Source organism: Francisella marina (assembly GCF_008369785.1).
Lineage (GTDB): Bacteria > Pseudomonadota > Gammaproteobacteria > Francisellales > Francisellaceae > Francisella > Francisella salimarina.
Genome location: NZ_CP043552.1, coordinates 1,631,923 through 1,655,269 on the forward strand (window position 1 = coordinate 1,631,923; position 23,347 = coordinate 1,655,269).

The window sequence follows — 23,347 nt, forward strand, 5'->3', positions numbered from 1 at the left end:
GTTTGCTAGTACTTTTTATATATAAACCAGTGGGTACTTGTCAAACTATGTATAACCAACCACACTGGAAATGGAAATCAAAAAATGTCAGAAAATTTCAAAGAACTATTTGAGCAGTCTCTGAAACAAACAGAGATGAGAATAGGTAAAATCATCGAAGCAACTGTAGTAAGCATAGACAAAGAATTTGCTATGATTGATGCTGGTCTTAAATCAGAATCTTTCATACCTGTATCTTCTTTGAAAAATAATAACGGTGAACTAGAAGTAGCTGCTGGTGATAAAATCAACGTTGTATTAGAAGCACTGGACAATAGCTGTGGTGAAACTAGATTATCTAGAGATAAAGCTAAAAAAATCGAGCTATGGGATAGAATTGAAAATGCCTTCGAAAACAATGAAACTGTTCTTGGTAGAATCACTAATCATGTTCGTGGTGGTTACACTATGGATGTTGAGGGTCTAAGAGCATTCTTACCTGGTTCACTAGTTGATACAAGACCTGTCAAAGATGTTGCTCATTTAGAAGACAAGGATATCGAGTTAAAAGTTGTTAAAATCGATACTAAAAGAAATAACATCGTTGTTTCTAGAAAAGCTGTAATCGAAGAAAATAACTCTGGTGATAGAGATGCTATGTTAGAGAAAATCTCTGAAGGTAGCGTACTTCAAGGTATCGTTAAAAACATCACCGACTTCGGTGCATTTATCGATCTTGGTGGAGTTGATGGTCTACTACACATCACAGATATCTCTTGGAGCAGAATTAGCCACCCTACAGATGTATTATCTATAGGTCAAGAAATCGATGTTAAAGTAATCAAGTTCGACAAAGAGAAGCAAAGAATTTCTCTAGGTATCAAGCAGCTTGGTGAAGATCCTTGGTTAAACATCGCTAATGAGCTTCCTGTAGGTGCTAAGCTTATGGGTACAGTAACTAACATAACTGACTACGGTTGTTTTGTTAAGTTAAAAGAAGGTATCGAGGGTCTAGTTCACACATCTGAAATGGATTGGACTAACAAAAATGTTAATCCTCATAAAGCTGTATCTATCGGTCAAGAAGTTGAAGTTATAGTACTTGAACTAGATGCTGATAATCACAGAATTTCTCTAGGTATCAAGCAATGTAGAGCTAACCCTTGGGATGAATTTGAGAAAAACTATAAGCCTGGCGATAAAGTAACTGGTAAAATCAGATCAATTACTGAATTTGGTGTATTTATCGGACTAGAAGGTGGTATCGACGGTCTTGTACACATCTCAGATGTTGCATGGGATAACCCAGCTAAAGCAATTAAAGAGCTTAAGAAAGGTGATGAAGTTGAAGCAGTATTAGTTTCTGTAAACACTGATCTTGAGAGAATTGCCCTTAGCATGAAGCAACTTTCTGAAGATCCGTTCAAGAACTTCATAAATATCCACCCTAAAGGATCTTTAGTGAAAGGTAACGTTACTAAACTACAAGATAACGGCGCTGTAGTTATGCTTGACGCTGACAATAACATTGATGGTTTCATCAGAATTTCTGAGATTTCTGCTGAGCATACTAAAAATGTTAGTGATGAGTTAAGTGAAGGACAAGAAGTTGAGGCTAGAATCATAAACATCGACACTAAGAAAAGAAGTATTGCTCTTTCTATCAAGGCTGTTGATGAAGATACTACGGCTGGAGCTAAGTCTAATTACAAAGTAGAGCAAATGACTCCTACAACTCTTGGTGACTTAATCAAAGAGCAACTAAATAAGAAGTAATACTTCTTCAATCTTTTAAAATCTAGATCTAACTAAACCCCATAAACTATTTATAGCTTATGGGGTTTTTTTATTCATAAAATATAATAAAATATCCCTAATTTATAAATCTGATAAAAATAGTATGCTCACAAAAGATTTGAATGAAATCATATCGAAAATATCTGATAACCAGGCTGTTAGCATTCCAACTGATACGGTATATGGTCTAAGCTGCAGGATATCCAAAGATGCTGTTGCAAAAATTATCAGCTTAAAAAAAAGAGACTCAAGCAAAGGGTTTATAATAATCTCACATAACTACAAGCATTTATTAAAATACACAGATACTGCTGTGCTATCAGCAAAGCAAATCAAAGAAATATGTTCAGTACAGGAACAGCCCACGACATGGATCGTACCAGGCAAAGAAAGCATACAATGGCTAGCAGGAGGGAAACCAACTATTGCTATACGCTTAGTAACAACAGATATCATAACAAATATTTGTACTAAAATTGATGATGCTATTATTTCAACTAGTGCAAATATATCTGGACAAGATTTCATCAACAATTCTCATTCAATTAATAAAACTTTTAACAGTATTTATATCTTAGAAAGAGAAGTTAACTCTTCACAACCGTCAAGAATTATTGATATAATCACTAGAGATAGATATAGGTAAGCACAGGTACTAAAAATTTGCTAATTATCTCAAAATATAATAGCATTAAGACTGCTGAATTCTTTTAAGCTTATAGATAAAAAAGGAATAAAATGGAAAAGATTAATCATAAAGATATACAAGATAAATTATGGAGCAATGAAGATGAAAGTAATTTATCTAACGAGCAGTATAATCAACTGCTAATTGAGCAATATAGAATATATGTTGAGCTAACCGACAGAACTAGCTATAGAAGAATTGTAATTAATTTATTCTTCTTAGTTTTCAACCTTGTTCTTGTAGGTACTGTTGCTTTGGCAATTAGTAATAACATTAATGTTGAGAACCCACCATCAGGCATACTTGTTACTATACCTTATTTTGCGGGATTAGTATTCTGCTATGCTTGGTGGAAAATTATAAGATTCTTTAGACATCATATACAAATAAAAAACAGTATTGTTCCATCTCTTGAGAAGCGTCTTCCTTCAAAAGTATGGTTGACTGAGGAGCATATTGCTGAACAAAAAGGATCTTTCAAACCTATCAGAATACTCGAAATATATATGCCTTTCATTTTTATGGGTATTTATTCAGCACTATTCTTATTTGTTGAGCTTAACTGGCTTCCTCATACATTAAACTAATTTTATTTCTAAAAACTTTTCTCAAAATAAACTACTCTATTAGATTGCCTGTCGTTTCTTTTAGTCAGCTAACTATATTCATAGTAACAAAATAACTTAAAACTAGTACAATCATGTAAAAGTTACTGAAGTAAACTTAGCGTAGTATTTTATAGTTGTGATCATATAGAATTTAATAAAAATGGGGATTGATAGCTAGCAAGTAATTTTCTTTGCCTCCTTAGAAATATATTCATCATTAGTTTGCCAAAGTTGATTTAACCAAGTCTGGAAGTGCTCCTTATCAGCTTCGCTACTAAAATAATCTCCCATAGGTACTTCAGATATAGGGATTAAGTCTACTTTCACTTTGATCTGCTTAGTTCTTCTAGTCATATAATCCCATAAAGTCTGTTTAGGATTATCATAAACTATAGTCGTATTTAGAACCCCTACCACCCTATCTGAGAGGCTTTTTAGAATAACTGCTATACCTCCAGCTTTTGGATTAAGTAAATTCTTATAGTTACTCTTAACAGCCTTTTGTGAGGTATATCTAGTACCCTCAACAAAGTTAACTATAGTCGTTGGTCTAGAGGATAGCTTTTTACAGTACTCAACAGTTTTTTTAATATCTTCGCCTTTTTTCTCTGGATGCTGCTTGAGATATTCTTTTTTATAGCGTCTCATCGCTGGAAACTCTAAAGCCCATGCAATCAACCCTAATACAGGTATAAAGAATACCTGAAACTTCATAAAGAATTTAGGAAAGGCTATTTTCTTATGAAAAATCATCATTAATATAAAAGTATCAAGCCAGCTCTTGTGATTGCATATAATTAAATAAGAGCCATTTTTATCCAACTCTTTATTCTGATCAACATCAATTTCAGTAGGTGATAAAAATCGAGCAATAAAAATAACAACACTTACCCATACACTCACAAAATATTGAACTGCTGAAGTACAAAAATACCTTATACCCTTTATCGGCACCAAAAGCTTAATTAATGAAAAAATAAATACTGGTATAAAAGTAATTATAGCAGTAGACATCAAACATACTATCGAGAATAGTCCATAGTAAGCATACCTAATAACATTTATCATCAAAGATTATTAAAAATTACTGATTGTTAGCTTAAATATTATCATTAATAAAAACTTTTTTGAAAGACTATAAAAGATATTAATCGTTTTTAACTAATATTGCTTAAGTAAAGACTTTATTATTAAGTGACTATCACTATCTATCATAACGGTTATAGCTCCATTATTATATGTGTCAAATACCCTTATCCGACTACTTTTATAAACCTGTTTATTGAATAGCTTATCAGATATGTATACTAGGTAATCAGTATTTGATTTTAAAAATTTAGTACTAAGGATTAAAGGACTAATCACTATATTTGGATTAATAATTCTATTGTATAAAGTGTAAATTTGTTGCTGATCTTTAGTACTTGAGTTATCTACAATTAAGAATTCTTTATTTCCGTGTCCAATAGTTATAAAGCAACTTTCATCATTAGAAAGAAACTTTACTTTTGTATCCCCAGTTAAGTTAAAATTATTTTTATAGCTACAGCTTTGATGTTTTCTGTTAGTTTCTAAATTTGTAACAACTTTTTTAACAGAGACTATTTGTTTAATAAAATTAAAAACCAAATCATTATCACTTGAACCAACCACTACTAAATAATTAATTTGTTTAATACCTACTAGCTTAATGTAGTTACCTAAAATATTTGCCAACACATATTCATTCTCTAAGTTTTCAGCTGAAATATATAGAAGACTTTTACCATTTTCTTCAACTAATATCATTAAATTTTTAGTATCAAAAATATGTATCCTAAAGTATTGATATTTCTCTGAAGTATTTTCTGAAGATTGCAAAAACACTAAGCATAAAGCTAATCCAAGCAGTCTGATTGAATTACTGAATGGGAAAATAACTAGAACAGTCCCAAAAATAATAATTATAAGACTAAAAAATGAAAAATAACTCCAATACTCAATAAAGCCAGCATAACCCGTCAAAAAGCTTAAATAATAAATTAATAATTTAATAATTAAGCTAGGAATGATCCACAAACTTAGTCCAACATAAGATAGTAGTAAACACACTAACAGTAATGGCACTATAACAAAACTAACCAAAGGAATTGCAACGATATTTGCTAAAATCGAAATAACTGAGAAACCGCCAAAATAATAAACTGAAATTGGTACTAAAAAGATTGCTAGATAAATTTGTGCAAGTAATGTTTTTGCTAATGTTGATTTATATTGTTGTAACACTATAGAAATAATAACCAAGAGCACAACAGCTGAAAAACTCAACCATAGGCTCACACTATATATTGATTCAAAATTAACCAACATTATAATGCCTAAAGCAACAATCAGTGATTTAACTATCGAAATACGCCTACCCAAAAGCCAAAATAATGCTACCACTAGAAGCATTATCAATGCTCGTTGTGTTGGCAAACTAAAGCCCGCTAATAAACTATATATAAAAGCTACTATGACAGAGCTAATAACACCTGTATATTTGTGCTGGCAGCTTGCGACATAAGCGTGGTGATAATGACCATAAGCCTCTAAAAATAACAAAAGTAATAAAAGCCAAAAGTCCTATGTGTAATCCTGAAATTACCATTAGATGTGATGTACCAGAGCTTATCAATAGATTTTGCTGAGATTGACTAAATTCTTTATCGCCAATAAGTAATGCTAGAATATAAGGTTTAAGTTCATTTCCTTGCAAATCTTTTTCTAGTTTATTAAATAAGTAATACCTTATCCTTTCGGGCAAGTATAAGCTTGCAGTACCTTTGTAGATAATATCCGTATTATCCACCATCCGCCCTATGGCAACGATATCATTATGATCTAAATATTCAGAATAGTTAAAAGCTTCTACATTATCATACTCATGAGGCTTATATACTTTTGCTTCTAACTCTAACTTATTTGCTGGTACTAAATAATGGCGATATGATCTGTTAACCTTTAGTAAGACATCTCCGTATTTATAGCTATGAAAAATAAACTTATAATCGTTACCTTCTAGTCTGGGAATACTACTGATAACACCAGTGAGAAGAATATTTTGGTTATATTTAAAATCCTCAATCCTATCATATGAATAGCAAGAGCAAACACTTACAAACAAAAGCATTATGAGTAAACATTTTTTGTATAACATACAACAACTAAACGACTCTTCTCCTGCTTTTATATTAGCTTAATTCAACGATAACTAATAGCTGAAAAAATACCAAACTTAGTCATGATAAAATTTCAAAAAAACAACTTACTTATACATCAATAAACAAAAATATTTCTTTACTACCAAGATACAATTTTTTTAACTAGTTATATTCTATGTTTTGAATATAAAAAAGCTATTAGAATATACTCTCTTACTGTTAATAAAAACCATTAAAAATCATAGTACTGATAAGAATTTATCATGATAGTGATGCTGCTTAAAATGATTCTTATAAAAAAACTCAAGTTAATCGACTCTTTCTAAGATAATTACTATAAAATCTGCTAAAACATATTGCAAAACATGATTTATAGCGCTAGAATCTCCGCAAAATAAGCGCTGCTGTAGTAGCAACCTCTCACAAGGAGGCATCAAATGTTTATAACTCACACACTACAACCTCCGAGTTGTTAGTCACAACTAACTTCATATAACTAATTTTGTGTAATCAGTTTAAGGTCTATTTTTAACCAAATATATCCTTAGGTTGCCTGTATAGGGATAGTTGTATCTAAAGCTAAATTACTTAAAAATAGTCTATATTTAATTCAAGATAATGAATTAAATATAGACTTGTAATACTTTTATAGCCATTAAGATATATAAGCCCTATAAGTTCATATAATCACAAAATTAGTAACTCTAAGATAACTTGACTCGATTACTAAGGAGAATAATAATGTTCGCAAGTTATACAATAACAAAAAAGAGATTTCTACCAAATAAAGCTGATGTGATTATAGTAGCTTTAATATTAGTTGTTAGCGCACTAGCTTATTATGCTTGGAATGATATGCATCAATCATTTATTGATGCTTCATCAGTTTCAGCAATATCACTTGATCCAAGCCACTTACCATACTATATGTTGCGTACTACTATGCGATTGATTATAGGTATGATATTTTCATTTGCTTTTGCATTGATAGCTGGATATGCATGCGCTAAGAATAAACACTTCGCTAGAGTATGTTTGCCAATCATAAATTTCCTAGAATCTGCACCTTTATTAGGATTTTTGACATTTACCACCGCGTTTTTTATTTTTCTATTTCCACACTCAATTATGGGTTTAGAAGCTGCAGCAATCTTTGGGATATTCACATCTCAAGCTTGGAATATGGCACTAATCTTATACCAAACTATACGAATAGTCCCTGCAGAGCTAACAGAAGCTGCAACTGCTTTCAAACTCAACGCATGGCAAAAATTTTGGAAGATTGAACTACCTTATTCGGTACCTGGTTTACTTTGGAATATTATGGTTTCTCAATCAGCTGCTTGGTTCGCTATCACAGCTAGTGAAGCTATCCCGACTATCACAGGCGATGTTAGCTTACCTGGTATAGGCTCGTATATAGCGCTGGCATTAACTGACTCAAATATAACAGCTATCTTATATGCTCTTGTAGCCATTATCATTAATATAGCTCTATTTGATCAGCTACTTTTTAGACCTTTAGTCAAATGGTCAGAGAAGTTCAAATACGAATCTATCAACAATAAAACTACAGATAGTCCTTGGCTTTATCGCTCATATAAAAAATCTCAATTTGTAAATACTATAAAGCCTATTTTCAGTACTATTGTATTTTGGTTAATTAATGGTGCTAGCTTTTTAAATAAAAAAATTAATCTCAAATCACCGATTAGAGATATAAAGATATTGAAAAAGCTTAGCTGTATTGCTTGGTATATAGTAATTATCTCAGCATGTGTATGGGCAGGTAATGCTCTGTGGCACTTCTTCCCAAATGGTGATATGAGTTATTTAATACCACTAATGATAGAGACAACTGTTCGTGTGACTGTCGCCATGATGATAAGTGTCGCTATATGTACACCATTAGGTATATGGATAGGTATGTCGAGCAAACGTACAAAAGCTATTCAACCAATAATACAAATAGGTGCAGCAATACCACAACCAATATTTTTTCCGATTGTTGCTGTACTCATATTAGGCGGTGGTGGCTCGCTAAATGTTTGGTGTATTCCATTAATAATGACAGGAACCTCTTGGTATGTCCTATTTAATGTCATAGCTGGTGTCTCTAGCTTGCCTACAGAAATAATAGAAATGACAAAATCTTTCCATCTAAAAGGTTGGAAATGGTGGTTTAAGTTTGCAATACCTGCTGTATTTCCATATATAGTCTGCGGAATTATTAGTGCTGCAGGTGGCGCTTGGAACTCGGCAATTGCAGCTGAATTGGTAATATGGGGCTCAAATACTATTAAGGTAGATGGAATTGGCGCACTGGTATCTACCACAACAGGCAATAACCAACTTCATGAAGCAGCCCTAGCAGTAGTTGCATTGTGCTCATTAGTGGCTTTGTGTGTGATATTTATCTGGAAGCCATTATATAAACTTGCTGAAACAAAATACAAATGTAACTAATCCATAAATATCTAAAAGGAGAATGAACATGACCGAATTTAAAAATAACACGTTAATAAATTGCTACGATATTTGCCTAGATTATAAGCAAGATAAAAAGAATATAAAAAGAGTAATTGAAAATCTAACTTTAAAAGTAAGAGAAAATGAGATAATCGCTATAGTTGGCAAATCAGGAGCAGGAAAATCTAGTCTTGTAAGAATATTAAGCGGACTATTAAAACCAACTTCTGGAAAACTTTTTTATAAGGGTTCAGCTATTGATGGTCCTTTAGAAAACATCGGTATGGTTTTTCAAAACTTTGCCCTTCTACCATGGCTAAATGTTTTAGAAAATGTTCTTTTTGGTGCAGACTCTCTTGGTATACCTAGATCACAAAGCAAACCTAAAGCTCTTGAGATTATCAAAAAGATTGGCTTAAATGGTTTTGAGGATGCCTATGTAAGCGAACTCTCTGGAGGCATGAAACAACGCGTAGGATTTGCTAGAGCACTAATGATTGAGCCAGAGATTCTATTTCTTGATGAGCCTTTCTCATCACTTGATATAGTCACTGCCAAAACTTTAAGAGATGACATTATGCGTCTATGGCATACTGGTCAGGCTAAGACAAAAGCCATTGTTCTTGTTACACACAATATTGAAGAAGCTGTAAATATGGCAGATAGAGTAATAATTCTCGATAGTAATCCGGGACGTATAGCATCAGAAAAAACTATAGAGCTTAACTATCCTCGTGATCTCGAATGTGATTCAACTAGAATAGTTATTAAAGATATTAGCTCGACTCTACATGCTATTAATCAGTAATGAAAAAACTGTGCAATAATGCTTTGTATGAATATCTGAATACAAAATAGACCAATTAATACAATAATTGGAGAAAAATCAAATCCTGAATTAGTTGGTTTGATTATATTTCTAGCTCTTGATAATAATGGCTCCGTAACTTGATATATAACCATAATAATTGGATTATAGCCTCCTTGAACAAACCAACTAGATATTGCTCTTATTATTATCAAATATACATACATATTAATAACTGCAAAAACTATATCAATCAGCGGTTTAAAGAAAATAAACATCAAACTAAGACCTATCCCATTTAATAAGCCTACAAGTAAGTCCTGCACCACAAATACAATATACACAGCTACTATACATGACCAATCTAGATTCAAAAATCCTGGTATAAATTTTCTTAGAGGTAATATAGCAGCATTTGTCGCACGCATAATCATCTGACAAATTGGATTATAAAAATCTGCTTTTACCCACTGTAAGAAAAATCTAAACAGTAGTATAAAAGCATAAATGCCAAAGACAATATCTATCAAAAAAGTCGCTACATTAATCAAACCATTTAACATTTATATTTTCCTTTTATTTTTGCTGGCTAATAAAGTTCAAACCTGCAGCTATCGCCTCTACTTGAGCAAGTATACATTCTTGAGGATTTGTTCTTGGACTATCTGGATAAACCTCAGTCGTAGTTGTATACTCAGCATTTGATAAAGACATGCATAATTTTTCTTTGTCTGAATCACAAGCCATAATTCCATCTCTGATAATATCATCACCTAATATATTTATGCTAGGATCAGTAGAAGCAATATGAGTAACTTTAGCTACTGCATCAATTATATATTTCTGGAAGTCATAGTGTGGATTTCTATTATTAGCAACTAAATAAAATCCATCTGGAATACCCCACTTATCTATAGTTATACCCTCACGAGCTGCTAATGCTGGTCTGAATTCACTATCATCAGTATCTGTTGTCTCATGCAAATCTATATGCATCAGAAGTTCAATATTCAATGAGTTAATATATTTCATTGCAAGAACCGACTCATCACAACCACTCTCCAGATAGAATGATCTATTAGGATCCATAGCATTAGGATTCCAACGGTTAATTGTTTCATATCCCCAAGGACTTAAGCAAGGCAGGATCAAGATATTATAATTACTTGCAAACTCTCTAGCTCTATTTGCAGCAAAACTAATAGCTCCTTGTACACCACTTGTTTCATAGCCATGCACTCCACCTGTAACTAAAACATAAGGCTTACTAGCATCCCAGTTTTTAGTTTTAAGTGCATACAACTTATAGCCGCCTACTAAATAATCTAATTCTCCATAGACATCGATATCAAAATCATTTGATAATGCTAAAATCTTTTTTTCAACTTCTTCTTGATACGATCTTTTTTTGCTTTGCTCAGATAACCATTGTTTTTTTTCTTCAGAGCCCCATTTTCTACCAGGCGTTCCGATATGATACTGTGTAGACATATTAATTCCGTATAATAATTTTATCTATGCAAATAGTATAACGATTAATAGGCCATCTCTGCAAAATTTTTATATATTATTTATTAGATCAATATATAGTACTGATATTTTTTACTAGAACAATTAAAGTATACAATATTGAATTTTTATGGCTGGGCTAGCAGGATTCGAACCTGCGCATGACGGGATCAAAACCCGTTGCCTTACCGCTTGGCGATAGCCCAACATAAACACTAACGAAAGTTAGTAGGCATAGTTTAATGTTTTGACCACCCATTTGTCAAGAGGTTTATCAAATTTTCTTGCAAGTTGCTGTAGTTTATTAATATTATTAGAAAGTAGATAAAAGCATGATCCAGTTCCTGTCATTCTAAAACCATCATCAATACTATACAAATATTGCTTAAACTCAGGATACTTTGTAAAGAATACATTTTCAAAATCATTATGCATAGTGTTAGTATCAAAGCTCAGATCTTTTGATAATATATCCTTTGTCTTAGCTAAATTCTTACTTTCAAAAAACTCTTTGGTACTAATATGAATATTAGGCTTAATTAATAGTACATATTGTTGCTCAAATTCCTTAGGGTATAAAATATCTCCAATCCCTTCAGCCCATGCTGATCTGCCATACAGAAATATCGGCACATCTGCTCCAAGTTTTTTAGCTAAAGGTATCATCTGGTCATTTGATAGTTCAGGTAAGTAATAATCTCGTAATGCTATTAAAGTGGTTGCGGCATTTGAACTTCCGCCACCGAGACCAGCACCCATTGGTATATTTTTGATAATATCAATCTCAACACCTATACTCTCTATTTTATAGACTTTCTGAAACTCTTTGACAGCTTTATAAATTAGATTATCTTCTTTTGAAGCTATTTGTATATTACTTGTAATTTCAATTTTATTAGAGTTATTAAATCTAAAGCTAATATGATCTTTTAGATCCAAAAAAGTAAACCAAGTTTGTAAATTATGATAGCCATCATCTCGCTTATTCAATATATGCAAAAACAAATTAATTTTTGCATAACTTTGATAATTCTTAAGTTTTATATTTGCCATGATTTTATAATGATCTTTAATATTAGATTCTCTCTAGTCATTCTAATTTTAGCCGGCAACGGATACTTAGAATCAACTAACTCATAATTTTGATAAGAAATATCCCAGCCATTTTGAGATAATTTACTTAGCAACCCTTTTGAGTTTAGCTCTGTATTATGTTTAATATTTGGTATAGCTATAGCTTTGATCCAGTACTTAAGTCCATCAACAGGAACATACCAGCCTAATTGCTCCAGCATTAAAGTTTTGGCATCTTTAGCTACTATTTTTTGTCCTTTGCTATTTTCAAGCGATACCTCATCAGTATCTCCTTTTATCTCAACACTACCTATACCCAAAGGACCATATAAGCTAATACTAAATTTATCACCATCTTGAGTGTATATATAGTTAGCAGATTCCGCCTGATTATTATAGATAATTCCTATAATCCCTTTTGCTTGCCACTTGTTTAACTGCAAAAGTTGTTCAGATGTTGTTTTCTGATCAAATTTCATATTATCATTTATTGGAGCAATACTAGATTGCACGCTAGTGCACGATACTAATAACGATACGAAAATCAGAGTTAATACTAATCTAATTTTGTGCTTTATATCTATTTTTGACTTTAACATAATGCTCAGCATTTTCTTTAATAATTTGTCTTTCATGATCGCTAATTGGCCTAATCTTTTTGACCGGCGACCCTAAATACATATAACCAGACTCTAGAACTTTACCTGGAGGAACCAAACTTCCAGCGCCTAAGAAGACCCAAGGTTCAACAACAGCTCCATCAAGAATTATAGACCCCATACCTATTAGACAATTATTTTTGATCTCACAGCCGTGCAATATCACACCATGTCCTACAGTCACATCATCTCCAATAGTTAGAGGATATCCTTGACCCGAATCCTTTGGGTACTCTGTAGTATGTAATGTACTACAATCTTGAATATTGGTCCCTTTTCCAATAGTTATTGTTAAGAGATCACCTCTTACACTAACTTGAGGCCATATAGATGCATCTTGACTTAGAATTACATCTCCTATCACTGCGGCTGATTCATCAACATAAGCTGAAGCATCAATATTTGGTATTTTATCATTAAAAACTCTTACACATCTAGACATAGCTGCTCTCTAGTCTTACTAACATCATCTCTTAATGATACCAAACTATAGCTATCAAATCTTAACCTTTTATCTTTATCAAAAGGCTGAGCATAGCCATTATCATCAATTATAAACAATGCTATAGCATTAGGATTATCTTTAAAGAATTTCTCGAGTGGGTAATTAGGTGTAATATTTGTACTCCTAATACTAGCACCTTGATTCAGTCTTTCTATTAAAACGTTGAAATCAGTACCCTCTTCAAACAACAGATTTGCTAGATTATTTTCTATCGACCCTATGCCTTTGTAGCTTTCTTTCTGAGATGCTCTTAACACAAAAACATTATTTGAACCAAATTCATACCTATATTTCATGGCTGATACAGCATTCACATATTCGCTAGTTGATAATCCTAGCATAGCTCCAATACCCACCAAATTAATACTCCAGTCAGCGTGTGCTGATACAGGACTACCATAATATGTATTCAAGCCTAACTGACGACATTTTTGGACATTTACCCAAGATGAATCAGTAACAACCACTTCAATATCATTTTTGACAAACACTTCTGCTAGTTCACGTGCAAACCTATTCCCGCCGATTATCAAAAATCCTTTACCTTCAGGTTCAGTAACTTTAAGAAGTCTTGATATATAAGGAGTAAATATACTTTGAAAAACCACAGTAAAAACAATTATCATAAATACAAAGAATACTAAAGTGTTAGCCTCATCGTATAATTCAGGATGAGATTTAGTAATTCTTACAGCAACCAATGCCGCTACAGATGCTGCTACAATACCTCGTGGATAAATAATACCCATGACAATTCTTTCTGCAAAAGTTGTTTTAGATTTAATAGAGCATAATAGAACTACAATTGGGCGCAAAATAAATTGTAAAAATAAAAATAGCACTATTAGATCTAGCCAATAGTCTTTGAACAAACTAAAATCTATCTCTGCACCCAGCACTATAAAAAGAACTGAAATAATAACTATACTTAGATTTTCTTTAAATGACAAAATATCAGACATCTTAATATCTTTCATATTAGCCATCACAAGGCCAGCAACCGTTACCATTAAAAGCCCTGCACCATGCATAGTAGCGTCAGTTATTATAAAACCTACAACTATTACAGCTAACACAAAAAAACTTTTTAGATATTCAGGAATATAATGCTTTCTAAAACTCAGTCCTATTAAGTAGCCAAAAATAAAGCCCGAAGTTATTCCCAAAATACATACGAAGATTATATAAGCTATGAATATACTTGTTCCATTAGGCTGATTTGCATAATTCCCCCCTATAACGAACCATGCTAACATGAATACAACTACTAAAGCTCCTATAGGATCTACAAGTATAGATTCCCACTTCAAGATACTTGCAATATGTCTTTTCGGTCTAACAGTTCTCATTAATGGAGGTACAACAGTTGGACCACTAACACATGTAATACCGCCTATTAGCATAGATAGCTCTAAGTTCAAGCCAATGACGTAATAGCAGAACATTGCTGTGAGTATCACTGTAACCCCTAATCCTACAGTAGTCAAAAGTATTACAACACTACTGACACTCTTAATCTTACTAAAATTAAGTGATAAACTCCCCTCAAAGAGGATAATGGCCACACAAATTGATACAAATGGAGATAATGCTTCTCCAAAAATAATCGTACCATCTACAAGTTTAAAGCCTCCATGAAATACAGCTTCAGATAAAGGTCCTAAAATAATACCACTAAGGATCAAAAATAGTATTGAAGGAAGTTTTAGCCTCCATGATAAAAACTGAGATACAATCGCAAAAAACAATATTAAGCCAGACGCTAATAAGATGTAATTAGATGAATGCAGAAATAGCTCCAAACTATTATCCAAAATATAGCCTTAATTGAATATTTAATAATATAGTTTTAAACATTATATCCATATTAGTTTTTTTATCAATGTGATAACACGCTATGCCCAACTCTAAAATATAAACACCAAATATTTTTGTCGTATTTCTTATGCAAAAAATATACAATTTATAGCGTTTTAACACAAATATCATTACTATGGAAGTTGCTAACCTTAATAATTTAGAGTCAAATAAATTTATAAAATATATCACTCCTGCTGCTCTTTTTATCACATTGAAAATATTATGTGACCCACTTTTTCTTAACACTATAAATATTAATTTTTTAGGTATTCACCTAGTAATAACACAATCATCTTTGGTATATGCAGGAATTTTTGTCGTGTTAGATGTTTGTTCAATAATTTATGGCCTAAAAAACACTTATAAATTAATAATTCTAGCTATGGTAATGGATGGCATATACTCCTTTGGCGTTTATTCATCATCATTTTTTCATTTGGCTGATATATCTATAATCGGAGATAATAATCACATAAGATCAAGCGCTATACACCAAATCGCTGAGCCGACGATACTGTTATTTTTATCAGGAATGTTAAGCACCTTTGTGACAAATCTAGCAGAAGTCTCTATTTTTAGTTGGATTTATAAGAAACTCTTAAAAAATAATATCTTCTTCTCAACTATAATAAGTGTTGCGATAGTTATCCTAATAAACAATATAGTAATGCTCCCAATTATGATAAAAGACAAAAGTGTTCTATGGACTATGTATTGGTCAAACTTCACGATTAATATGATATTTATAACAGCTTATACAAGCATATATCTAATCTTCTTCAAAAATATCTATACTTCAACAAAAGTCTCTACTAAAGGTTAAATCTATACAACTTATTAGCGGTATTAAAGAATATATCTTGCTGTGATTTAGCATCTGCAAATGTGCTATAAACTATATTAAACCATTTATTATAATTATCTTTATTTGATACAGGGTAATTAGAACCATAACAAAGTTTTAATGTAGCAACACAATCTTTTACCTCATTTAAGATCTCTTTAATATCGTCCTCGTCATTATTCAGATCTCCTCCTGACAGCTTTAAATATAGATTTTGATTATTATCAACATACCTAAGCAAATCTCTCCAATACAGAAGGTTATCATTTCTTGTTTTTATAGGTAGCCCAAAATGCTCAACACAACAAGTCACATTTGATTTAAGAATATCTGACACAGCACTAACAAACTGTTGAGGATACATCTGACATTCAAATATCATATTATATTTTTTTAAGATGACTAATTTTTCAAACAAGTCTGATGGAATTTCTTTATCAAAAGGGCTATATTTAGCACCAGAATCCTTAGACATTATTTGTCGAACACCTACTATATCTTTACAAGAGGATAATTCAATTATTTTTTGTTCGAATGATTGCACATTCTGTGTAAAGTCCACAAATGCAATAACTTTTATATTTTTGTTGCTAAAATTAGCAACTAACCACTTATATTCACATAAATGATCAATATCTTCAGTATGAGCTTCTATATGTACAAAGTTATCTATTTTAAAATCAGACGGTAATACCTTTGTAGGCAAATCGGTATCCTTGACCCATCTATTGTAACCATTATCAATATCCCAAAAATGAATGTGTGAGTCTATTATTTTTTGCATAAAGTTTACCTCGCCGTATAGCCCCCATCTACCGGAACTAAAGATCCAGTCATAAATGAACTTTTGTCACTCAGAAGAAAAATCACAACATTAGCAACCTCTTCTGCAGTGGCTACTCTGTTAATAGGTATTTCTTTTGCCTCACTTTTCTCGATATCGGCTAAATCAATTCCACTTACTAAAGAGTGTTTTTCTATTGCCTTTCTATACAGTGGAGTATCTGTAGTACTAGGACAAACAGTATTTACTCTTATATTTTTAGGTGCTAAATCTAGTGCCAATGATTTTGTCATCTGAGCAATTGCCCCCTTAGTCAAACCATACGCGAAATTATTCGTTTTACCAACAAAGCACTGATCTGAACCATTAAAAACTATAGAAGCTCCTGATTTAATACTCTCAGCCAAAGATTTCAAAATGACCACACTAGACATTAAGTTAATTGATATACACTTATTTATTTCATCCAAAGACTGAGAAAATATCGACCCACTTTGATGAATTCCAGCATTAAAGAATACCCCATCAAAGTCTATACCGCTTGGCAAAATAACATCAATGCCCTTATAGTTAGACAAATCAAATTTAATAAATACCTCTTTTTCAAGAACTTCTTCTGGAGTAACAATATCAATATTGTAAACAGTATCGCCTTGCGATACTAACTGCTTTAAAACAGTTCTGCCTATACCCGAGCTAGCGCCCGTGATTAAATAATTCTTAGTACACATCGAATAAATCTCTTTGGAAAATAAAAATAATGAAATATACATTAACAGTATTTTATCATAAACACACTATGATCTTTACAGGCTAAAACACTTTATAGTTTTTAGTCTATATATATACAGATAAATCCAAAGTTAATGTATTCATATGCTCTCCATTATATAGTCGCTGATATGAATATTCCGGACCAAATAAAACATTATCATCAAAGTATGCCCTCTGTGCAGAGGCAATAATTTGATTCTTAATTCCTGAAGATGTAAGACCAAATGTTGGAGATGCATTTGATGTTGGCATAGGTATATTTTCAGCATTATATGACTGCCCATAAGTAACGTTAAAGTTCGTATCTCTCCCACCTAAGGTAAGAGCATAAGCTACACCTAAATACCATGCTCCAGTATTTACGCTAGAACCATTTTGGTGGAAATCCTGCTTATTGGTTGTAGCTGACCATCCACCCTGTAATTGCCAGATACCCCCAAGCATTGAATATGCCAAAGTACCATCAAAATTTAACACACCAATATTCTTTTCACTCTCTCCTATATTATCCAAAAATTGAGAGATACTATCATTACCAGCACCAGCAATATTAAAAACATATCCAGCATTAAAACCAACAGATAAGTCTTGAGTCCAAGAATCCGTATAGAAAAATCCAGCCGAAAAATTGGCTCTTTTATCATCAGAGCCAAAAACTGTTATATTAGTGTTTATAATATCATTCTTATAGTTTAGCGAAACATTAGTAACCTTATCAGGCGATAAAAACTCATCGATAATACCACTAGTCCATGGTCCACCGCCACCATAAGACCCTACCGAAAGTTTACTTCTACCAGCGGTAACAAAAAATGGTGATGTATCTAAATTACCGAAGATAACAAATGCATTCCCTAAGCCAAAACCTCCTGTCTCATCTGTATCAAAATCAAATTGGGCTGTTACATAATGACCTAAGTTAGATAAAAAATATAATTTTGAATTAGTTAAATAAATATTTTGTCCATTAGCTGGGAAATTTGGAGCTCCACCTGCTCTACTTATCTGACTTCCAAACCATGTTTGAGCATCTGCTTCTATGTACCCACCAAAAAATACTGAGTAATCATCAAAAGTATCTCTTTGTCCCAATATTGTCGATGCAAAAAGATTACTTGAAATCATTCCTATCGGAATACTGTTGTTACCCGAATATGATCCCAAATAAGTTATTTGACCTTGAGTCGTAATTGCAGGTGTCCCACCGACATCAATTCTACCATTTGATACAAAGACTCCTTGAGAACCTGTACTATCACCTAGTGATTTACCATCGCTTGCTATATTAGAAGCAATATCTTGTGGAGTTACTCCATCTAGCCCAAGTTGATTGAAATTTTCATTAGCTATTTTCTGGCGATACGTACTAAACTGTGACTTATTATTAACACCTGTATTTTGAGACTGCACCTTACCTATTTCTTGCTTAAGTATAGATATTTGCTGTTGAAGATCAGAGATTATTTGCATTTCCTGTTTTGACAGGCTTGCTTGCTCAGCAGACTCGCCAGCATATACTTTTATTGTGGTAAAAAGAAATAATATAAATATCCATTTAGAAAATAGTTTCACATAATCAAATCTTTGAATAAAAGTTGAGATAGATTACTTTATTTCTAATGGGCGCTAAATATTAATATTTAATGGCAGATATTAATTATTGATTGGAAAAAGAATTTACTCTTACATTTTTTTGATATATTCTGCAGCATTGTCATCCAAAGAAATAATACCAGTATTTGCATCATAATAGATAAGCTCAGCATAACGAGCCCAATCAATAAAAGTATCAAATACACGCTCTGCGATTTCCATTGGATAATAATCATCCAACTCTGCCAAGAACCTACTTCTAGGAGCAGATTGGCTCTCTCTTTCACTCAAAACTTTGACAACATGACGAGCTAATGGAATATACTTTAAGAATAATCTTCCAAAAATAAACTTTCTTTCATCAATATTTGAATCAATAAACTTACGCCCCATCGCAGTCATTTTGATATCACCATCAGACACTTCTGCAAATCGCAAAATTGATAAAATCTCGATAATAGGAAATAGATCATCAATATCAAGATGCAAGTCATCCGCTAATTGAGGTAGATCTACTGCTTCAACATCCTTGATCTCAGCCATCTCATCTAAAAGACCATTCATCTCTGAAATATCCACATCTGGTAGGCGATACCCAATAGTTATAGCAGTCTTTTTGTTCATACGCTCAGACAACTCTTTAGTTTGAGCAGTAGTCATCATACGATAAACCTGATCAACCAAATCTGCTACTACAGGATCTTGAGAGCTTCTTGGATGAGGAATATCTATTTTTAATTCACCACGTATGAATCCTGGATTACTACCAAATATAATAATTCTATTTGCTGTTAAAACTGCTTCTTCAATACTATGAGTAACATAAAGAATACCTTTCATTGCTTCATTATTTTCCCAAAGATCAAGTAAATCCTCTCTAAGGTTCTCAGCAGTAAGAATATCAAGGGCAGAAAAAGGCTCATCCATTAACAAAACATCTGGTTCTAATACAAGGGCTCTAGCAAAACCAACACGCTGCTTCATACCACCAGAGAGCTCTTTCGGATAAGCATTCTCAAATCCATCAAGACCTACCATATCAATCGCTTTTAATGCTCTTTTTTTACGCTCTCTAGCCGGAATATTACGTGCTTCAAGACCTAACTCAACATTTTGCAAGACTGTAAGCCATGGCATAAGCGCAAAGCTTTGAAAAACCATAGAAATATCTGGAACGGGTGCGGAGACTTTTTTACCTCTATACATTACTTCACCTGAACTTGGACTTAACAAACCTGCGATAATTCTAAGTAATGTTGACTTACCAGATCCAGATTTACCAAGTAGTGCGACAATCTCACCTTCATGTAAAGTAAAATCAATACTATCTAATACTTTAAGTGTATGACCACCTTTAATGTTAAATTGCTTATTAACTTTTTCTACTGTAAAAATTTTTTTTGAACTCATTTTCTAAAAATCTCCTATGCTTACATATTCATACTAAAGCGATTTTCTGCATAGTTATATAATCTGCGCCAGAACAGTTTATTAGATGCTACAACCAATACACACATTACTATCACACCTAGCAATACATTTGCTGTATGATCGCCCTGTAGGTTTGTATAATAAGTAATATAATCTCCAAGACCTGATGCTTGAATTATTGACTGATCTCCAGTCCCCCAGTTGATATATTCACAAACGATACTTGCATTCCATGCTCCACCAGCTGCGGTAATTGCACCTGTAACATAGTATGGCATAACTGCTGGGAACAAGTACTTACGCCATTTCATAAAACCTTTTAGTTGCATATTCTTAGCCGCTAATTTCAGCTCGTCTGGAATTGCTGAAGCACCGGCAATCACATTAAATAAGATATACCACTGTGTTCCAAGGGCCATCAATAAAATACACCAAATATTAAAGTTAAGACCCAGAGTTATCACTAAAGTCCCAAAGATACCATATAGAACGTTAACTGGGAATGCTGCTGCCATCTGTGCGTAAGGCTGTACTTTTTGAGCTATTCTAGGTCGCATACCAACCCATACACCTATCGGCACCCAAATTATCGAAGTTATAAAAATAAGCACAACCACTCTAAAACCTGTTAATAAACCATATCCAAAAACTTTAAAAGTTTCTGATAGACCAATATCAGAGTTGTTACCATACACAGCTTGATAAGCAAAGTAGAACAATCCAATAACTATCATCAAGGTAAATACTGTCCACAATATTTTCTGTAGCAATGTTTCTTGTCTTTCTTGCTTCCTATGTCTTGGTTGATTATAGACTTTATTTAAATTTTTCTTAAAAAATCTTATATTTACCAAAGTTGAAGTTATACTTCCAAACATATTCGAGAAAAGCTTTGTTATCGCAGACTTTTGCAATATCTTCAAAAACCATGATTTACTATAGACTTCTGATTGATTCTCACCCAAAACAAACTTCTCTGACCACACAACCAGAGGTCTAAAGAGTAGCTGATCATACAAGATAATAGTGACTAACATCATCACTATTGCTGCACCAACTGCTCCAAAATCTTGAGCATTATTCGCTGCATCTATAAATGATCCTATACCTGGTAAGTTAATAGGTATTGATTGTGAAGCACTGAAATTAACAATTATTGTCTCTGATGCAACTATCATAAACCAACAAGCTGACATTGACATCATAGTGTTCCAAACAAGTCCTGGCATTGAGAAGGGAACCTCAACCTTCCAGAATCTTTGCCATGCCGAAAGCTGATACATATCAGCTGCTTCAGCCAATTCTTTAGGTACAGTTTTAAGAGACTGATAAAAACTTAATATCATATTCCATACTTGAGCTGTTATAATCCCAAATATCACAGCGGATTGAGCTCCCCATAGTGAGCTTGGGAATAAAACTAAAAATCCAGTAACTGTAATAGCAAAGAAGCCCAAAATAGGAATAGACTGTAAAATATCTACAGCAGGAATAATTATACTCTCTGCTCTTTTGCTTTTTGCTGCTAATGCTCCAAATATAAATGTAATCAGTAAAGAAATACCTAAACCAATAAACATCCGCATAACTGTTTCTGCTGTATAGTAGGGCAAAAGCCAAAGGTTTAAAGAAACTTCCGAATACTGTTGAACACTTGTTTGATTTGTATAGTCTATATTCCCACCTAAACCTGAGGTTGACCACACAAATATACTTAATACTAAAAGTATAATTGATAACGCTAAAATATCCCACTTAGTGCGAGAAACCTTTGCTGACATATTAGAATTATATAATCTTTTCATATGTCAAAACCCTTTGGTTTTTTTCAACAACGCTTTTAGTATATGCTATTTAGCTTTGTTTTTGTATTATAAATTTGATAATATTTTGCTAGAATCAAGGTAACTATAAGCATTATTAAATTGCAAAAATGAAAAAAGAACAAAAAATTATAAAAGTAAAACCTGGCGAAAGAGTATCTTGTCCAACAAAATATCATGAAAATTGGAATCTACACCCAAGAGTTTATATTGACCTTCAAGATAAGAAAACTAATACTTGTCCATACTGTGGTACCGTTTTTAAAGTAGAAAAATAATTAATCTTTTTCCATCTTTGCATCTTCATTGCTATCTTGATCTAACTGCTTTATAAAGTATGTCTTTACATCCTTATACTCACTTTGATAAATATCTACCTTGTCTCCTGAAGCATATTCAACATCTGTAAACTGCTCAAATGTTATCGGTGAAGATTTACCATCCTCTAAAACCTCAAACTGATATTTACCTTTTATTTTATCTACATCTTTAGTAGATGCGTAAATATAGCTACCGCCCGCACCTACCAATCCTCCTGTTCCTGCTCCAATAACGGCACCAGATCCAGCTCCCACAGCTGCTCCTACTGCGATACCTCCACCAACAGTTGCAGCAAAACATGGTGCCGCACCCAGACCAAGAGTAACAATAGTACACAAACCTCCACCAATTATACCAAGCATTCCCCCTAACATTGCTCCACCAAAAGCTCCAACGCCAGCTCCAACAACGGCGCCAGACCCAGCGCCAACACCGGTACCTGTAAGAACATCATCCTTAGTGTCTTGTTTTTTTATTTGCTCTTTAGTCAATAGCTGCTTCTCAGAAACGATTAATCCAGGTCCTACTTCTGTAATTTTTGGATTACTTGAACATCCTATTAACAATATTGACAAAACTATTACCGAATACTTCTTCATGATGCTCCTTATTTATTACGATCAATAACAACTCCAATTT

The 23,347-nt window shown here is 32.8% G+C and carries 21 protein-coding genes, 1 tRNA gene and 1 pseudogene; 7 read left to right on the top strand and 16 right to left on the bottom strand.

Annotated features, from left to right (window positions below; translation table 11 throughout):
* The first annotated feature begins 84 nt into the window (after window positions 1–84).
* From rpsA to F0R75_RS08120, 3 genes are all read left to right on the top strand, one after another.
* Window positions 85–1,755, top strand: a complete 1,671-nt coding sequence (gene rpsA, locus F0R75_RS08110) for a 30S ribosomal protein S1 (RefSeq protein ID WP_146421670.1) — start codon at window positions 85–87, stop codon at window positions 1,753–1,755.
* 124 nt (window positions 1,756–1,879) lie between these two features.
* Complete coding sequence (locus F0R75_RS08115) at window positions 1,880–2,422, top strand: L-threonylcarbamoyladenylate synthase (protein WP_149369091.1); 543 nt, start codon at window positions 1,880–1,882, stop codon at window positions 2,420–2,422.
* A 92-nt stretch (window positions 2,423–2,514) separates the two neighbouring features.
* Complete coding sequence (locus F0R75_RS08120; RefSeq protein ID WP_146421668.1) at window positions 2,515–3,051, top strand: intracellular proliferation membrane protein RipA; 537 nt, start codon at window positions 2,515–2,517, stop codon at window positions 3,049–3,051.
* Between the two features lie 195 nt (window positions 3,052–3,246).
* Here the strand turns inward: F0R75_RS08120 and F0R75_RS08125 are convergent, their stop codons facing one another.
* The 3 genes and pseudogenes from F0R75_RS08125 to F0R75_RS10170 form a co-directional block, all read right to left on the bottom strand.
* Window positions 3,247–4,140 (bottom strand): acyltransferase, encoded by an 894-nt coding sequence (locus F0R75_RS08125; protein WP_146421667.1) that lies wholly within the window; start codon window positions 4,138–4,140, stop codon window positions 3,247–3,249.
* 93 nt (window positions 4,141–4,233) lie between these two features.
* Window positions 4,234–6,250 (bottom strand): annotated as a pseudogene (locus F0R75_RS08130) (ComEC/Rec2 family competence protein).
* A gap of 312 nt (window positions 6,251–6,562) precedes the next feature.
* Window positions 6,563–6,706: a hypothetical protein gene (locus tag F0R75_RS10170; protein ID WP_187985989.1), complete on the bottom strand. Its 144-nt coding sequence runs from the start codon at window positions 6,704–6,706 to the stop codon at window positions 6,563–6,565.
* Window positions 6,707–6,995: 289 nt separating this feature from the next.
* On the opposite strand from F0R75_RS10170, the gene F0R75_RS08145 reads away from it, so the two are divergent.
* Together F0R75_RS08145 and F0R75_RS08150 are read left to right on the top strand one after the other, a co-directional pair.
* Entirely contained in the window at window positions 6,996–8,720 is a 1,725-nt protein-coding gene (locus tag F0R75_RS08145) for an ABC transporter permease subunit (RefSeq protein ID WP_149369088.1), read from the top strand.
* 28 nt (window positions 8,721–8,748) lie between these two features.
* Entirely contained in the window at window positions 8,749–9,531 is a 783-nt protein-coding gene (locus F0R75_RS08150) for an ABC transporter ATP-binding protein (RefSeq protein ID WP_004286705.1), read from the top strand.
* Here the strand turns inward: F0R75_RS08150 and F0R75_RS08155 are convergent.
* The 7 genes from F0R75_RS08155 to F0R75_RS08185 all read right to left on the bottom strand — a co-directional run bounded on the left by F0R75_RS08155 (window position 9,525) and on the right by F0R75_RS08185 (window position 15,092).
* Complete coding sequence (locus F0R75_RS08155) at window positions 9,525–10,094, bottom strand: YggT family protein (protein ID WP_013921934.1); 570 nt, start codon at window positions 10,092–10,094, stop codon at window positions 9,525–9,527. The genes F0R75_RS08150 and F0R75_RS08155 overlap by 7 nt on opposite strands.
* Window positions 10,095–10,107: 13 nt before the next feature.
* Window positions 10,108–11,022, bottom strand: a complete 915-nt coding sequence (locus tag F0R75_RS08160; RefSeq protein ID WP_149369087.1) for a M14 family metallopeptidase — start codon at window positions 11,020–11,022, stop codon at window positions 10,108–10,110.
* A 149-nt stretch (window positions 11,023–11,171) separates the two neighbouring features.
* Window positions 11,172–11,246 (bottom strand) — tRNA-Gln (locus F0R75_RS08165).
* 19 nt (window positions 11,247–11,265) lie between these two features.
* Window positions 11,266–12,093 carry a 4-(cytidine 5'-diphospho)-2-C-methyl-D-erythritol kinase gene (gene ispE / locus F0R75_RS08170; protein ID WP_149369086.1) on the bottom strand — a complete coding sequence of 276 codons (828 nt, stop codon included), beginning with the start codon at window positions 12,091–12,093 and terminating at the stop codon, window positions 11,266–11,268.
* The gene (gene lolB, locus F0R75_RS08175) at window positions 12,081–12,713 is read right to left on the bottom strand and encodes a lipoprotein insertase outer membrane protein LolB (protein WP_394367473.1); all 633 of its coding nucleotides are present in this window, start codon (window positions 12,711–12,713) and stop codon (window positions 12,081–12,083) included. The genes ispE and lolB overlap by 13 nt, the downstream gene beginning before the upstream one ends.
* A complete protein-coding gene (locus tag F0R75_RS08180; protein WP_149369084.1) occupies window positions 12,676–13,215 on the bottom strand; it encodes a gamma carbonic anhydrase family protein in 540 nt (179 codons plus the stop codon). Before F0R75_RS08180 ends, lolB begins: the two co-directional genes overlap by 38 nt.
* Window positions 13,200–15,092, bottom strand: a complete 1,893-nt coding sequence (locus F0R75_RS08185; protein WP_149369083.1) for a cation:proton antiporter — start codon at window positions 15,090–15,092, stop codon at window positions 13,200–13,202. Before F0R75_RS08185 ends, F0R75_RS08180 begins: the two co-directional genes overlap by 16 nt.
* 179 nt (window positions 15,093–15,271) lie before the next feature.
* Here F0R75_RS08185 and F0R75_RS08190 point away from each other — a divergent pair, with 179 nt between their 5' ends.
* The gene (locus F0R75_RS08190) at window positions 15,272–15,961 is read left to right on the top strand and encodes a VUT family protein (protein WP_013921928.1); all 690 of its coding nucleotides are present in this window, start codon (window positions 15,272–15,274) and stop codon (window positions 15,959–15,961) included.
* Here F0R75_RS08190 and F0R75_RS08195 read toward each other — a convergent pair.
* The 5 genes from F0R75_RS08195 to F0R75_RS08215 form a co-directional block, all read right to left on the bottom strand.
* On the bottom strand, window positions 15,951–16,766 hold the full coding sequence (locus tag F0R75_RS08195; RefSeq protein WP_149369082.1) for an amidohydrolase family protein: 816 nt from the start codon (window positions 16,764–16,766) through the stop codon (window positions 15,951–15,953). The genes F0R75_RS08190 and F0R75_RS08195 overlap by 11 nt on opposite strands.
* Before the next feature lie 5 nt (window positions 16,767–16,771).
* Window positions 16,772–17,497, bottom strand: coding sequence for an SDR family NAD(P)-dependent oxidoreductase (locus F0R75_RS08200; protein ID WP_149369081.1), 726 nt, complete (start codon window positions 17,495–17,497; stop codon window positions 16,772–16,774).
* Between the two features lie 106 nt (window positions 17,498–17,603).
* Window positions 17,604–19,112 carry a DUF3573 domain-containing protein gene (locus tag F0R75_RS08205; protein ID WP_149369080.1) on the bottom strand — a complete coding sequence of 503 codons (1,509 nt, stop codon included), beginning with the start codon at window positions 19,110–19,112 and terminating at the stop codon, window positions 17,604–17,606.
* A 111-nt stretch (window positions 19,113–19,223) separates the two neighbouring features.
* Window positions 19,224–20,543, bottom strand: coding sequence for an ABC transporter ATP-binding protein (locus tag F0R75_RS08210; protein ID WP_013921924.1), 1,320 nt, complete (start codon window positions 20,541–20,543; stop codon window positions 19,224–19,226).
* Between the two features lie 20 nt (window positions 20,544–20,563).
* Window positions 20,564–22,369 carry an ABC transporter permease gene (locus F0R75_RS08215; RefSeq protein ID WP_149369079.1) on the bottom strand — a complete coding sequence of 602 codons (1,806 nt, stop codon included), beginning with the start codon at window positions 22,367–22,369 and terminating at the stop codon, window positions 20,564–20,566.
* 128 nt (window positions 22,370–22,497) lie between these two features.
* Between F0R75_RS08215 and F0R75_RS08220 the strand changes: the two genes are divergently transcribed.
* On the top strand, window positions 22,498–22,665 hold the full coding sequence (locus F0R75_RS08220; RefSeq protein WP_013921922.1) for a zinc-finger domain-containing protein: 168 nt from the start codon (window positions 22,498–22,500) through the stop codon (window positions 22,663–22,665).
* Here the strand turns inward: F0R75_RS08220 and F0R75_RS08225 are convergent, their stop codons facing one another.
* Window positions 22,666–23,307 (bottom strand): hypothetical protein, encoded by a 642-nt coding sequence (locus F0R75_RS08225; RefSeq protein ID WP_149369077.1) that lies wholly within the window; start codon window positions 23,305–23,307, stop codon window positions 22,666–22,668. It abuts the gene before it with no gap.
* Window positions 23,308–23,347: the final 40 nt, after the last annotated feature.